A 14,278-nucleotide genomic window follows, 5' to 3' on the forward strand; every position below is an offset into this window, starting at 1 on the left:
TTGCACCCAGTCAAGACAAGGCCCCGGCCCTCCCCGCCCGATCATCGGCAACATTTCATGTCGCCGACGACCGTTCGGGGTCAACCGGGGCCCTGCCCTGTACTCAGTTACCGCTGGAGTTCAGTGCTTCGGTCAGTGCGGCTTCCACCTCACTGGCGCTCACACGCAGCGGCTTGTCTGCATCACGGCGACGCTTGCGCTCGCTGTGGTAAGCCAGACCGGTACCGGCCGGGATCAAACGACCCACGACCACGTTTTCTTTCAGACCACGCAGGTAGTCGCGCTTGCCAGTTACGGCCGCTTCGGTCAATACGCGTGTAGTTTCCTGGAAGGAAGCCGCGGAAATAAACGACTCGGTCGACAGCGACGCCTTGGTGATACCCAGCAGCACACGGGTGAACTTGGAGATGAACTTGTCCTCGCCGGCGAGACGCTCGTTCTCTACCAGTACCTGAGTCAGTTCCATCTGGTCGCCCTTGATGAAGCTGGAATCGCCCGACTCGGAAATCTCGACCTTGCGCAGCATCTGGCGCAGGATGGTCTCGATGTGCTTGTCGTTGATCTTAACGCCTTGCAGACGGTAAACGTCCTGAATCTCGTTGACGATGTACTTGGCGAGTGCGCTGACACCCAATAGACGCAGGATGTCGTGCGGATCGCTCGGGCCGTCGGAGATAACTTCGCCGCGGTTTACCTGCTCACCCTCGAAGACGTTCAGGTGACGCCACTTCGGAATCAGCTCTTCGTACGGATCGCTACCGTCGGTCGGCGTGATCACCAGGCGACGCTTGCCCTTGGTCTCTTTACCGAAGGCAATGGTACCGCTGACTTCAGCCAGAATCGACGCTTCCTTCGGACGACGCGCTTCGAACAAGTCGGCAACACGTGGCAGACCACCGGTGATGTCACGGGTCTTGGACGTTTCTTGCGGGATACGCGCAATAACGTCACCGACACCGATCTGGGCACCGTCGGCTACGCCAACCAGGGCATTGGCCGGCAGGAAGTACTGGGCAGGTACATCGGTACCCGGCAGGTACAGGTCCTTGCCAGAGGCATCCACCATCTTGATGGCCGGACGGATTTCCTTGCCTGCGGCAGGGCGATCCTTGACGTCCAGCACTTCAATGTTGGTCAGGCCGGTGAGCTCATCGGTCTGACGCTTGATGGTGATGTTTTCTTCCATGCCCACGAAGGTCACGGTACCTTTGAGCTCGGTCACGATCGGGTGGGTGTGCGGGTCCCACTTGGCGACGATGGCGCCAGCTTCGACCTTGTCACCTTCCTTGACCGAAATCACAGCGCCGTACGGCAGCTTGTAACGCTCACGCTCACGACCGAATTCGTCGGCAATGGCCAACTCGCCCGAACGCGATACGGCAACCAGGTTACCGTCTGCGCGCTCAACCTGCTTCAGGTTATGCAGACGTACCATACCGCCATTCTTCACCTGAACGCTGTCAGCAGCCGAGGTCCGGCTTGCAGCACCACCGATGTGGAACGTACGCATGGTCAGCTGGGTACCAGGCTCACCGATGGACTGGGCGGCAATGACGCCGACCGCTTCACCGATGTTCACCTGATGACCGCGCGCCAGGTCACGGCCGTAACACTTGGCGCAGATACCGAAGCGGGTTTCGCAGCTGATCGGCGAACGCACGACCACTTCGTCGATGCTGTTCAGCTCGATGAACTCGACCCACTTCTCGTCTACCAGCGTACCGGCAGGAACGATGACGTCCTCGGTGCCTGGCTTGAACACGTCACGGGCGATTACACGGCCCAGAACACGCTCACCCAGCGGCTCGACAACGTCGCCGCCTTCGATGTGCGGGGTCATGACCAGACCTTGGTCGGTACCGCAGTCGATCTCGGTCACCACCAGGTCCTGCGCCACGTCTACCAGACGACGCGTCAGGTAACCGGAGTTAGCAGTCTTCAGTGCGGTATCCGCCAGACCCTTACGAGCACCGTGAGTCGAGATGAAGTACTGAAGTACGCTCAGACCTTCACGGAAGTTCGCGGTGATAGGCGTCTCGATGATGGAGCCATCCGGCTTGGCCATCAGGCCACGCATACCGGCCAGCTGACGGATCTGGGCTGCAGAACCACGCGCACCCGAGTCAGCCATCATGTACATCGAGTTGAACGATTCCTGGTCGACTTCATTGCCCTCGCGATCAATGACCTTCTCTTTCGAGAGGTTGGCCATCATCGCCTTGGACACTTCGTCGTTCGCCTTGGACCACAAGTCGATGACCTTGTTGTACTTCTCGCCCTGGGTTACCAGGCCGGAGGCGTACTGACTTTCGATTTCCTTCACTTCATCGGTAGCAGTACCGATGATGCGGGCCTTCTCATCCGGGATGACGAAGTCGTTCACACCGATGGAAACACCGGAAATGGTCGAGTAGGCGAAACCGGTATACATCAGCTGGTCAGCGAAGATGACGGTCTCTTTCAGACCAACCACGCGGTAGCACTGGTTGATCAGCTTGGAGATCGCCTTTTTCTTCATTGGCTGGTTGACGACATCGTAAGGCAGGCCAGCAGGTACAACCTGGAACAGCAGCGCACGGCCAACAGTGGTGTCGACGATACGGGTGTTCTTGGTGACGCTGCCATCACGTTCTTTCACGGTCTCGTTGATACGAACCTTGATTTTCGCGTGCAGGGCAGCTTCGCCGGCGCGGAATACGCGGTCGACTTCCTGCAGGTCGGCAAACACACGACCCTCGCCCTTGGCGTTGATGGCCTCACGGGTCATGTAATACAGACCCAACACGACGTCCTGCGACGGAACGATGATTGGCTCACCGTTGGCTGGCGACAGGATGTTGTTGGTCGACATCATCAGTGCACGCGCTTCGAGCTGGGCTTCCAGCGTCAGCGGCACGTGAACGGCCATCTGGTCACCGTCGAAGTCGGCGTTGTACGCGGCGCAGACCAGCGGGTGCAGCTGGATGGCCTTACCTTCGATCAGTACCGGCTCAAAGGCCTGGATACCCAGACGGTGCAGGGTCGGTGCACGGTTGAGCAGCACGGGGTGTTCGCGAATCACTTCGGCGAGAACGTCCCACACCTCTGGCAGTTCGCGCTCGACCATCTTTTTGGCAGCCTTGATGGTGGTCGCCAGACCACGCATTTCCAGCTTGCCGAAAATGAACGGCTTGAACAGCTCGAGGGCCATCTTCTTCGGCAGACCGCACTGGTGCAGACGCAGGGTCGGGCCTACGGTAATTACCGAACGGCCGGAGTAGTCCACACGCTTACCGAGCAAGTTCTGACGGAAGCGACCTTGCTTACCTTTGATCATGTCGGCCAGGGACTTCAGCGGACGCTTGTTCGAACCAGTGATGGCGCGACCACGACGGCCGTTGTCCAGCAGGGCGTCGACCGCTTCCTGCAGCATGCGCTTTTCGTTGCGCACGATGATGTCCGGCGCCGACAGATCCAGCAGGCGCTTGAGACGGTTGTTACGGTTGATCACCCGACGGTACAGGTCGTTCAGGTCGGAGGTCGCGAAGCGGCCGCCATCCAACGGTACCAGCGGGCGCAGGTCCGGCGGCAGCACTGGCAGGACGGTCAGGACCATCCACTCAGGCAGGTTGCCGGAGCCCTGGAAGGCTTCCATGAGCTTCAGGCGCTTGGACAGCTTCTTGATCTTGGTTTCCGAGTTGGTCTGCGGAATCTCTTCACGCAGGCGGCCGATCTCGTGCTCCAGGTCGATAGCGTGCAGCAGCTCGCGGACAGCCTCGGCACCCATGCGGGCGTCGAAATCGTCACCGAACTCTTCCAGCGCTTCGAAGTACTGCTCGTCGTTGAGCAACTGGCCTTTTTCAAGCGTAGTCATGCCTGGGTCGATTACGACATAGCTCTCGAAGTAGAGCACGCGCTCGATATCACGCAGGGTCATGTCCATCAGCAAGCCGATACGGGACGGCAGCGACTTCAGGAACCAGATGTGTGCGACCGGCGAAGCCAGCTCGATGTGAGCCATGCGCTCACGACGGACCTTGGCGAGGGCAACTTCAACGCCGCACTTCTCGCAGATAACGCCGCGATGCTTGAGCCGCTTGTACTTACCGCACAGGCACTCGTAGTCCTTGACTGGGCCAAAGATCTTGGCGCAGAACAGGCCGTCACGTTCTGGTTTGAACGTACGGTAGTTGATGGTTTCCGGCTTCTTAACTTCACCGAACGACCACGAACGGATCATCTCTGGTGACGCCAGACCGATGCGGATGGCGTCGAACTCTTCGACTTGACCCTGGTTTTTCAGCAAATTCAGTAGGTCTTTCAAGGCCTTTCCTCCTGGCGGAGCAGGGAGCGGGCACTGCCTGCCCCACTCCCCTTCACGTCACGTGTTATTCGGTTTCCAGATCGATATCGATACCGAGCGAACGGATCTCTTTGATCAACACGTTGAAGGACTCGGGCATGCCCGGCTCCATACGGTGATCGCCATCCACGATGTTCTTGTACATCTTGGTACGGCCGTTCACGTCGTCCGACTTCACTGTGAGCATTTCTTGCAGGGTGTATGCCGCGCCGTATGCTTCCAGCGCCCACACTTCCATCTCCCCGAAACGCTGACCACCGAACTGTGCCTTACCACCCAGCGGCTGCTGGGTAACCAGGCTGTAAGAACCAGTGGAACGCGCGTGCATCTTGTCGTCCACCAAGTGGTTCAGCTTCAGCATGTACATGTAACCAACGGTCACAGGACGCTCGAACTTGTTGCCGGTACGGCCATCGAACAGCACCATCTGGCCGCTCTCAGGCAGGTCGGCCAGCTTCAGCATGGCCTTGATCTCGCTCTCTTTCGCACCGTCGAACACGGGCGTTGCCATTGGCACGCCTTTCTTCAGGTTATGAGCCAGGGCGAGAATTTCTTCATCGCTGAACTCGTCGAGGCTTTCCTGACGACCACCGATCTCGTTGTAGACCTCGGTCAGGAACACGCGCAGCTCTGCGGCTTTGCGCTGCTCCTCGATCATGCGATCGATCTTTTCACCCAGACCCTTGGCCGCGAGGCCCAGGTGGGTTTCCAGAATCTGACCCACGTTCATACGCGAAGGTACACCCAGCGGGTTCAGTACGACATCGACCGGCGTGCCGTTGGCGTCATGCGGCATGTCTTCGACCGGCATGATCACCGAGACAACACCTTTGTTACCGTGACGACCGGCCATCTTGTCACCCGGCTGGATGCGACGGCGGATTGCCAGGTAGACCTTGACGATCTTCAGAACGCCTGGTGCCAGGTCATCGCCCTGTTGCAGCTTGCGCTTCTTGTCTTCGAACTTGTCGTCCAGCAGTCGGCGACGGTCGACGATGTACTGCTGAGCCTTTTCCAGCTGCTCGTTCAGTGCATCTTCGGCCATGCGCAGCTTGAACCACTGACCGTGCTCCAGACCGGCGAGGACTTCATCAGTGATGACAGTGCCTTTCTTCAGGCCTGCACCACCGTCGACCACCTGACCATCCAACGCAGAGCGCAGACGCTCGAAGGTTGCGCCTTCGACGATGCGGAATTCCTCGTTGAGGTCCTTGCGGATCTCGTCGAGCTGCATCTTCTCGATGGCCAGCGCACGGCTGTCACGCTCGACGCCATCACGGGTGAAGACCTGAACGTCGATGACAGTACCCTTGGTACCGGTCGGTACGCGCAGGGAAGTGTCCTTAACGTCGCTGGCTTTTTCGCCAAAGATCGCGCGCAGCAGTTTTTCTTCAGGGGTGAGCTGGGTTTCGCCTTTTGGCGTTACCTTGCCGACCAGAATATCGCCAGCGCCAACTTCAGCACCGACGTAAACGATACCGGCTTCGTCCAGCTTGTTCAGCGCAGCCTCACCCACGTTCGGGATGTCTGCAGTGATCTCTTCTGGGCCAAGCTTGGTGTCACGGGCCACACAGGTCAGTTCCTGGATGTGGATCGTGGTGAAGCGATCCTCCTGAACGACGCGCTCGGAGAGGCAGATGGAGTCTTCGAAGTTGAAGCCGTTCCATGCCATGAACGCGATGCGCATGTTCTGACCCAGCGCCAGCTCACCCATGTCGGTGGACGGGCCATCGGCCATGATATCGCCGCGCTGTACCATGTCACCCTTGCTCACCAGCGGACGCTGGTTGATGCAGGTGTTCTGGTTCGAACGGGTGTACTTGGTCAGGTTGTAGATATCTACACCTGCCTCGCCGGTTTCCACTTCGTCATCCGCTACACGGACCACGATACGGCTGGCGTCGACCGAGTCGATCACGCCACCGCGGCGAGCAACCACGCAGACACCGGAGTCACGGGCAACGTTGCGCTCCATGCCGGTACCTACCAGCGGCTTGTCGGCACGCAGGGTTGGTACAGCCTGACGCTGCATGTTCGAGCCCATCAGTGCACGGTTGGCGTCGTCGTGCTCCAGGAATGGGATCAGCGACGCAGCGACCGAAACTACCTGCTTGGGCGAAACGTCCATCAGGGTGACGTCTTCCGGCGCCTTGACGGTGAATTCGTTCAGGTGGCGCACAGCGACCAGCTCATCGATCAGCTGCTTCTTGTCGTTCATCGCGGCCGAAGCCTGGGCGATCACGTGATCGGCCTCTTCGATGGCAGACAGGAATACGATGTCGTCGCTGACAACGCCTTCCTTCACCACACGGTACGGGCTTTCCAGGAAGCCGTACTGGTTGGTGCGAGCATACGCAGCCAGGGAGTTGATCAGACCGATGTTCGGACCTTCAGGGGTTTCGATCGGGCACACGCGGCCGTAGTGGGTCGGGTGTACGTCACGCACCTCGAAGCCAGCACGCTCACGGGTCAGACCGCCAGGGCCGAGTGCGGAAACACGGCGCTTGTGGGTGATCTCGGAGAGCGGGTTGTTCTGGTCCATGAACTGCGAAAGCTGGCTGGAACCGAAGAACTCTTTCACCGCCGCCGCTACCGGCTTGGCGTTGATCAGGTCCTGAGGCATCAGGCCTTCGCTTTCAGCCATCGACAGACGTTCCTTGACCGCGCGCTCGACACGCACCAGGCCTACACGGAACTGGTTCTCGGCCATTTCACCAACGCAACGTACGCGACGGTTACCCAGGTGGTCGATGTCGTCGACGATGCCTTTGCCGTTACGGATATCGACGAGAGTCTTCAGAACCTCGACGATATCTTCCTTGCTCAGCACGCCCGAACCTTCGATTTCGGTGCGACCGATACGACGGTTGAACTTCATGCGGCCGACGGCGGACAGGTCGTAACGCTCGGCGCTGAAGAACAGGTTGTTGAACAGGGTTTCGGCAGCATCCTTGGTCGGCGGCTCACCTGGACGCATCATGCGATAGATTTCGACCAGAGCTTCCAATTGGTTGCTGGTGGTGTCTATCTTCAAGGTATCGGAGATGAACGGACCGCAATCGATGTCGTTGGTGTACAGGGTCTCGATACGGACAACCTGTGCCTTGGCGACTTTGACCAGCAGTTCGGTCGTCAGCTCGGTGTTGCACTCGGCAATGATCTCGCCGGTTGCAGGGTGCACGATGGCCTTGGCAGTCGTACGGCCCAGGACGTATTCCATTGGCACGTCGAGCTGTTTGACACCGGCTTTTTCGAGCTGATTGATATGGCGCGCAGTGATGCGGCGGCCTTGCTCGACGATGACCTTGCCATTCTCGTCATGGATGTCCATGACCGCGACTTCACCACGCAGACGCTGTGGCACCAGTTCAAGGCTGAGGTTCTCGCCGGAAACATGGAACACGTTGGTGGTGTAGAAGGTGTTCAGCACTTCTTCAGTGCTGTAGCCCAGCGCGCGCAGCAGGACCGAAGCCGGCAGTTTGCGGCGACGGTCGATACGCACGAATACGCAGTCCTTAGGATCGAACTCGAAGTCCAACCAAGAGCCGCGGTATGGAATGATGCGAGCGGAGTACAGCAGCTTGCCCGAGCTGTGAGTCTTGCCACGGTCGTGGTCGAAGAATACACCCGGCGAGCGGTGCAGCTGGGAAACGATCACACGCTCGGTACCGTTGATTACGAAGGTACCGTTCTCAGTCATCAGGGGGATTTCACCCATGTAGACTTCTTGCTCTTTGATGTCCTTGATCGCTTTGTTCGACGATTCCTTGTCGAAGATGATCAGGCGCACCTTGACCCGCAGTGGGACCGCGAAGGTCACGCCACGCAGGACACATTCCTTCACATCGAAGGCGGGTTCGCCCAGGCGATAGCCTACGTACTCCAAGGCAGCATTGCCGGAGTAGCTGATGATCGGGAATACCGATTTGAAGGCCGCATGCAGACCGACGTCGCGGAACTGATCCTTGGATGCTCCCGCTTGCAGGAATTCGCGATACGAATCCAGCTGGATGGCCAGGAGGTAAGGCACATCCATCACGTCCGGCAACTTGCTAAAGTCCTTGCGGATACGTTTTTTCTCAGTGTATGAGTAAGCCATCAGCGTTCCCCAGCTTGGTCACCTGCTTGTTTGGCTTCTCCCGGCGGGAGCAGCCAGAAAATCGTGCAAACCCTTGGTTTGCGCCACCCACATGGGTGTCTTGCAGCTTGTTATCGGGGCCGGCCTGACCGACCGCCAATAACGGAAAAAGGCCGGTGGCATAAGCCACCAGCCATCAGCCCTTTGCTCAACGCTCGGACTGGCGTCGCAAGGTCGAGATTACTTCAGCTCGACTTTAGCGCCTGCTTCTTCCAGCTTCTTCTTAGCGTCTTCAGCGGCTTCTTTCGAAACGCCTTCAGCTACAACCTGAGGAGCGCCATCGACTTTCTCTTTGGCTTCTTTCAGGCCCAGACCGGTCAGTTCGCGAACGGCCTTGATCACGTTCACTTTCTTGTCGCCAGCTTCAACCAGAACAACGTTGAACTCGGTCTGCTCTTCAACAACGGCAGCAGCAGCAGCTGGGCCAGCAGCGGCAACAGCAGCGGTAACGCCGAAGGTTTCTTCCATAGCTTTGATCAGCTCAACAACTTCCAGAACGGTTTTCTGGCCGATTGCTTCGATGATTTGCTCGTTAGTCAGGGACATGACTTAAATCCTGTATTGGGGTGACAGCCTACGCAGCCATCAAATTAAACGAATGATTTTGAAAGAGTTTCGCTTGCCTTAGGCAGCGGTAGCTTCTTTCTGGTCGCGAATGGCTGCCAGAGTACGAGCCAGCTTGCTGGTAGCGCCTTGGATCACGCTCATCAGTTTCGCAATAGCTTCGTCGCGGGTCGGCAGGGTAGCCAACACGTCGATCTGGTTCGCTGCAATGAAATTGCCGTCAAACGCAGCTGCCTTGATCTCGAACTTGTCCTGACCCTTGGCGAACTCTTTGAACAGACGGGCAGCAGCGCCCGGGTGTTCGTTGGAGAAAGCAATCAGGGTCGGGCCTTTGAACGCATCGTTGAGGATCGAAAATTCGGTGCCTTCAACAGCGCGCTTGAGCAGGGTGTTACGTACGACACGCACGTATACGCCAGCTTCGCGGGCCTCTTTACGGAGTCCGGTCATTGCGCTTACAGTCACACCACGGGCATCGGCCACGACAGCGGACAGAGCGACTTTGGCAGCCTCGTTGACTTCAGCGACGATGGCCTTCTTGTCTTCGAGTTTAATTGCCACGGGTTTACTCCTGGTTTTTACCGTTTCATCTGGCCGAAGCCGGATGTCGTTTTGGTGTCTGATTCGGTAACGAATCGGGAGCACCATCTGCGTGGGCTGGTGTTTTAAGGCTTGCGCCGCCTACGGTCTTGGATAGCCCCCGCCAGGCAGGGACCCCAATTTTTGCTGGTGGCGTGACAGGTCACACCACCATGTTCTTACACGTCCAGCGAGCTCTGGTCGATGACCAGACCTGGGCCCATGGTGGTGCTCAGGGTAACGCGCTTGACGTAGATACCTTTCGAAGAAGCTGGCTTGATACGCTTGAGGTCAGCGATCAGCGCTTCAACGTTTTCCTTCAGCTTGCCGGCTTCGAAGCCGATTTTGCCTACGGAAGTGTGAATGATACCGTTCTTGTCGGTACGGTAGCGAACCTGACCAGCCTTGGCGTTTTTCACGGCAGTGGCTACGTCTGGGGTTACGGTACCAACCTTCGGGTTAGGCATCAGGCCACGTGGGCCCAGAACCTGACCCAGCTGACCTACGACACGCATGGCATCAGGCGATGCGATGACAACGTCATAGTTCAGGTCGCCGCCTTTCATTTCAGCAGCCAGATCGTCCATACCTACGCGGTCAGCGCCGGCAGCCAGAGCGGCTTCAGCAGCTGGACCCTGGGTGAAGACAGCAACACGTACAGTCTTGCCAGTGCCGTGTGGCAGCACGGTAGCGCTACGAACAACCTGGTCGGATTTACGTGGGTCAACACCGAGGTTTACCGCGATGTCGTACGATTCGACGAACTTGGCAGCCGGCAGCGAAGCCAGCAGAGTTGCCGCTTCTTCGAAGTTATAGGCCTTGCCTGCTTCGATTTTTTCGGCGATTGCCTTTTGGCGCTTGGTCAGCTTAGCCATTACACACCCTCCACGTTCAAGCCCATGCTGCGGGCAGAGCCAGCGATGGTGCGTACAGCTGCGTCCAGGTCAGCAGAAGTCAGGTCGGCTTGTTTAGCCTTGGCGATTTCTTCCAGCTGAGCGCGGGTAACGGTACCGACTTTAACGGTGTTCGGGCGAGCCGAACCACTGGTCAGGCCAGCAGCTTTCTTCAGCAGAACCGAGGCAGGAGTGCTCTTGGTCTCGAAGGTGAAGCTACGGTCGCTGTATACAGTGATGATCACTGGAGTCGGCAGGCCGGCTTCTTGACCCTGGGTACGGGCGTTGAAGGCCTTGCAGAATTCCATGATGTTCACACCATGTTGGCCCAGTGCTGGACCAACGGGTGGGCTTGGGTTGGCCTGGCCGGCCTTAACTTGCAGCTTGATGTAAGCCTGAATCTTCTTAGCCATGAGCTACTCCAATATCGGGTACGAACGCCTATTGGCTCCCCGGATGACTTGCGTTTTATCCCAGTGACGACAAAACCCCGCAGCACACAGGGCTGCGGGGTATGGGATGCTTCGTCCGCCTAGACCTTTTCGACCTGGCTGAACTCGAGCTCCACGGGCGTAGAGCGACCGAAAATAAGCACTGCAACCTGCAGGCGGCTCTTTTCGTAGTTAACCTCTTCGACACTACCATTGAAGTCTGCGAACGGACCATCAATGACTCGAACCACTTCACCAGGCTCGAACAGAGTCTTGGGCTTCGGCTTGTCACTGCCGTCGGCGACGCGACGCAGGATTGCCTCAGCTTCTTTATCAGTGATGGGTGCGGGCTTGTCCGCTGTACCACCGATAAAGCCCATCACGCGCGGGGTATCCTTGACCAAGTGCCAAGTCCCTTCGTTCATTTCCATCTGGACCAACACGTAGCCCGGGAAGAACTTGCGTTCACTCTTGCGCTTCTGGCCGTTACGCATTTCAACGACTTCTTCGGTCGGAACCAGGATCTCGCCGAAACCGTCTTCCATGCCAGCCAGCTTGACGCGCTCGATCAAGGAGCGCATCACATGCTTCTCGTAACCCGAGTAAGCATGCACAACATACCAACGCTTAGCCACGGGGCACCTTTAGCCTACGATCAAGGAGACCGCCCAGCCGAGCAGGGAATCGAGCCCCCACAGCAGCAGAGCCATAACCAGCACGACAGCCACAACAATCAGCGTGGTCTGGGTGGTTTCTTGGCGGGTCGGCCATACGACTTTACGAATCTCGGTACGCGCTTCCTTGGCCAGCGTAAAGAACGACTTACCCTTCGCGGTCTGCAAGGCAACAAAGCCAGCAACAGCAGCCAGAGCAAGAAGTGCGAGTACGCGGTACAGAATTGGAGCAGCAGAGTAATACTGATTACCCACTACACCAACAACCACCAAAGCCACTACAGCCAGCCACTTGAACAGATCAAAACGCGATTCTTGGGCTTCAGTTTTGGGGGTCATCGAGGAGGATCCTGTAAGAAGAAAGCCATCACACCGAGGTGAAATGGCAGGTCAGGAGGGAATCGAACCCCCAACCTACGGTTTTGGAGACCGTCGCTCTGCCAATTGAGCTACTGACCTGTAACGCTGTATCAGGCCGGCTATTATACCGGCCCAATCAAGTAAATCAACTACTTATTCAATAATTTTGGCTACGACGCCGGCGCCGACGGTACGACCGCCTTCACGGATAGCGAAGCGCAGACCGTCTTCCATTGCGATGGTCTTGATCAGGGTAACAGTCATCTGAATGTTGTCACCTGGCATTACCATTTCAACGCCTTCCGGCAGTTCGCAGTTACCGGTCACGTCAGTGGTACGGAAGTAGAACTGAGGACGGTAGCCTTTGAAGAACGGAGTGTGACGACCGCCTTCTTCTTTCGACAGAACGTAGACTTCTGCGGTGAACTTGGTGTGCGGCTTGACCGAACCTGGCTTGACCAGAACCTGGCCACGCTCAACGTCGTCACGCTTGGTACCACGCAGCAGAACGCCGCAGTTCTCGCCAGCACGGCCTTCGTCCAGCAGCTTGCGGAACATCTCAACACCGGTGCAGGTGGTGGTGGTGGTGTCACGCAGACCAACGATTTCCAGTGGATCTTGAACGCGAACGATACCACGCTCGATACGACCGGTCACAACGGTACCACGACCCGAGATCGAGAATACGTCTTCGATCGGCATCAGGAACGGCTGATCAACGGCACGAACTGGCTCAGGGATGTAGGCATCCAGAGTTTCTACCAGCTTCTTGACAGCGGTAGTACCCATTTCGTTGTCGTCTTTGCCTTCCAGGGCCATACGAGCGGAACCGATGATGATCGGAGTGTCGTCGCCTGGGAAGTCGTAGGTGGACAGCAGGTCGCGAACTTCCATCTCGACCAGTTCCAGCAGCTCAGCGTCGTCTACCAGGTCAGCCTTGTTCAGGAAGACCACGATGTACGGAACGCCTACCTGACGGGACAGCAGGATGTGCTCACGGGTTTGTGGCATCGGACCATCGGCGGCCGAGCAAACCAGGATCGCGCCGTCCATCTGGGCAGCACCGGTGATCATGTTCTTCACGTAGTCAGCGTGACCTGGGCAGTCAACGTGAGCGTAGTGACGAATGGTCGAGTTGTACTCAACGTGAGCGGTGTTGATGGTGATACCGCGCGCTTTTTCTTCCGGAGCCGAGTCGATCTTGTCGAACTCAACGACTGCCGAACCGAATACTTCGGAGCAGACGCGAGTCAGAGCTGCGGTCAGAGTGGTCTTACCGTGGTCAACGTGGCCGATAGTGCCGACGTTAACGTGGGGAAGGGTACGATCAAACTTTTCCTTAGCCATCGATACAATCCTCCGCAGAAGAAATAGTCTTGCGCTGATAAAACAAAGGCAGATATTTTCATATCTGCCTTGTTTATATGGAGCTCTTGAGCGGACTTGAACCGCTGACCTCACCCTTACCAAGGGTGTGCTCTACCAACTGAGCTACAAGAGCAAAACACGTTATGCAATAACCAGCAAACTTGGAGCGGGTAGCGGGAATCGAACCCGCATCATCAGCTTGGAAGGCTGAGGTTCTACCACTAAACTATACCCGCGAGGCTTGCGGCTCTCGCTAAAACTGGTGGAGGGAGAAGGATTCGAACCTTCGAAGCTCTCGCAACGGATTTACAGTCCGTCCCCTTTGGCCGCTCGGGAATCCCTCCAGATGTGGCCGGCATTTTATTGATCTGCCGCCCTAGTGTCAAGCACTTTTTCAAATTTTTTCAATCAAATCTGAAACTTAGCTGCAGTGACACGGCTTGCAATTCAACCACCTGAGTGGTGTTCCCTGCGAAGCGGGCGCCATTCTATCAAGCTATTCACCAGTTGCAATACCCTGGCAGAAAATAATTTGATGTTTTAAGTCTTTGAAATCATTGGAAAGCGCGTCAAGGGCCGCTGGGTCCAACAAGCGTTCACTTTCAGGCTCTACTTTGAGCCAACGCCCCTGGGCACCTGCGACCTGCCCACGGACTGGAGCCGTGGCGATGTCCAGACTTGTCAGCCGCTGACGAAGCGACTCGAGCACCTCGGTCGTCATTGCGCCTCCAACGATGAGGCACTCTTCGCGACGCCGATCAGGTGCCGCCACTCCCGCTTCCCGCAACAGGCGAATGTCCTGCTGACTGCCTTTATAAAGCGAAAGCGGCGTGACATCCTTGACCTTAAGTGGTGCCTCCTGCTGATTCCAGACGTAGTACACACCATTGAGGATCAGGAGCAACAAGAACAACCAGCGCATAGGCACC

The 14,278-nt window shown here is 57.3% G+C and carries 10 protein-coding genes and 4 tRNA genes; all 14 read right to left on the bottom strand.

The window, feature by feature from the left end:
• Nucleotides 1-103: 103 nt before the first annotated feature.
• The 14 genes from rpoC to B2J77_RS18845 all read right to left on the bottom strand — a co-directional run bounded on the left by rpoC (nt 104) and on the right by B2J77_RS18845 (nt 14,271).
• Complete coding sequence (gene rpoC, locus B2J77_RS18780) at nt 104-4,303, bottom strand: DNA-directed RNA polymerase subunit beta' (RefSeq protein WP_058606002.1); 4,200 nt, start codon at nt 4,301-4,303, stop codon at nt 104-106.
• 64 nt (nt 4,304-4,367) lie between these two features.
• Entirely contained in the window at nt 4,368-8,441 is a 4,074-nt protein-coding gene (gene rpoB / locus B2J77_RS18785; RefSeq protein WP_058639905.1) for a DNA-directed RNA polymerase subunit beta, read from the bottom strand.
• 219 nt (nt 8,442-8,660) lie between these two features.
• Nucleotides 8,661-9,026 (bottom strand): 50S ribosomal protein L7/L12, encoded by a 366-nt coding sequence (gene rplL / locus B2J77_RS18790; protein WP_003255496.1) that lies wholly within the window; start codon nt 9,024-9,026, stop codon nt 8,661-8,663.
• A 78-nt stretch (nt 9,027-9,104) separates the two neighbouring features.
• Complete coding sequence (gene rplJ / locus B2J77_RS18795; RefSeq protein WP_016715872.1) at nt 9,105-9,605, bottom strand: 50S ribosomal protein L10; 501 nt, start codon at nt 9,603-9,605, stop codon at nt 9,105-9,107.
• A gap of 197 nt (nt 9,606-9,802) precedes the next feature.
• Complete coding sequence (gene rplA, locus B2J77_RS18800; protein WP_027915749.1) at nt 9,803-10,498, bottom strand: 50S ribosomal protein L1; 696 nt, start codon at nt 10,496-10,498, stop codon at nt 9,803-9,805.
• The gene (gene rplK / locus B2J77_RS18805; protein WP_027915748.1) at nt 10,498-10,929 is read right to left on the bottom strand and encodes a 50S ribosomal protein L11; all 432 of its coding nucleotides are present in this window, start codon (nt 10,927-10,929) and stop codon (nt 10,498-10,500) included. Before rplK ends, rplA begins: the two co-directional genes overlap by 1 nt.
• 119 nt (nt 10,930-11,048) lie before the next feature.
• Entirely contained in the window at nt 11,049-11,582 is a 534-nt protein-coding gene (nusG, locus tag B2J77_RS18810; RefSeq protein WP_003255501.1) for a transcription termination/antitermination protein NusG, read from the bottom strand.
• A gap of 9 nt (nt 11,583-11,591) precedes the next feature.
• A complete protein-coding gene (secE, locus tag B2J77_RS18815) occupies nt 11,592-11,960 on the bottom strand; it encodes a preprotein translocase subunit SecE (RefSeq protein ID WP_027915747.1) in 369 nt (122 codons plus the stop codon).
• Nucleotides 11,961-12,004: 44 nt separating this feature from the next.
• Nucleotides 12,005-12,080 (bottom strand) — tRNA-Trp (locus tag B2J77_RS18820).
• Between the two features lie 54 nt (nt 12,081-12,134).
• Entirely contained in the window at nt 12,135-13,328 is a 1,194-nt protein-coding gene (tuf, locus tag B2J77_RS18825; RefSeq protein ID WP_078479202.1) for an elongation factor Tu, read from the bottom strand.
• Nucleotides 13,329-13,406: 78 nt separating this feature from the next.
• Nucleotides 13,407-13,482: transfer RNA gene (locus B2J77_RS18830), tRNA-Thr, on the bottom strand.
• 29 nt (nt 13,483-13,511) lie between these two features.
• Nucleotides 13,512-13,585, bottom strand: a tRNA-Gly gene (locus B2J77_RS18835).
• 24 nt (nt 13,586-13,609) lie between these two features.
• Nucleotides 13,610-13,693: transfer RNA gene (locus B2J77_RS18840), tRNA-Tyr, on the bottom strand.
• Nucleotides 13,694-13,845: 152 nt separating this feature from the next.
• Nucleotides 13,846-14,271 carry a hypothetical protein gene (locus tag B2J77_RS18845; RefSeq protein WP_078479204.1) on the bottom strand — a complete coding sequence of 142 codons (426 nt, stop codon included), beginning with the start codon at nt 14,269-14,271 and terminating at the stop codon, nt 13,846-13,848.
• Nucleotides 14,272-14,278 lie beyond the last annotated feature (7 nt).

Origin of the sequence: Pseudomonas parafulva, assembly GCF_002021815.1 — a bacterium.
GTDB lineage: Bacteria > Pseudomonadota > Gammaproteobacteria > Pseudomonadales > Pseudomonadaceae > Aquipseudomonas > Aquipseudomonas parafulva_B.

Excerpts from the sequence above, each read along its gene's own strand:
- rpoB (WP_058639905.1), bottom strand. The coding sequence starts at position 8,441 with ATGGCTTACTCATACACTGAGAAAAAACGTATCCGCAAGGACTTTAGC.
- rplL (WP_003255496.1), bottom strand. The coding sequence starts at position 9,026 with ATGTCCCTGACTAACGAGCAAATCATCGAAGCAATCGGCCAGAAAACC.
- rplA (WP_027915749.1), bottom strand. The coding sequence starts at position 10,498 with ATGGCTAAGCTGACCAAGCGCCAAAAGGCAATCGCCGAAAAAATCGAA.
- rplK (WP_027915748.1), bottom strand. The coding sequence starts at position 10,929 with ATGGCTAAGAAGATTCAGGCTTACATCAAGCTGCAAGTTAAGGCCGGC.
- secE (WP_027915747.1), bottom strand. The coding sequence starts at position 11,960 with ATGACCCCCAAAACTGAAGCCCAAGAATCGCGTTTTGATCTGTTCAAG.
- tuf (WP_078479202.1), bottom strand. The coding sequence starts at position 13,328 with ATGGCTAAGGAAAAGTTTGATCGTACCCTTCCCCACGTTAACGTCGGC.
- B2J77_RS18845 (WP_078479204.1), bottom strand. The coding sequence starts at position 14,271 with ATGCGCTGGTTGTTCTTGTTGCTCCTGATCCTCAATGGTGTGTACTAC.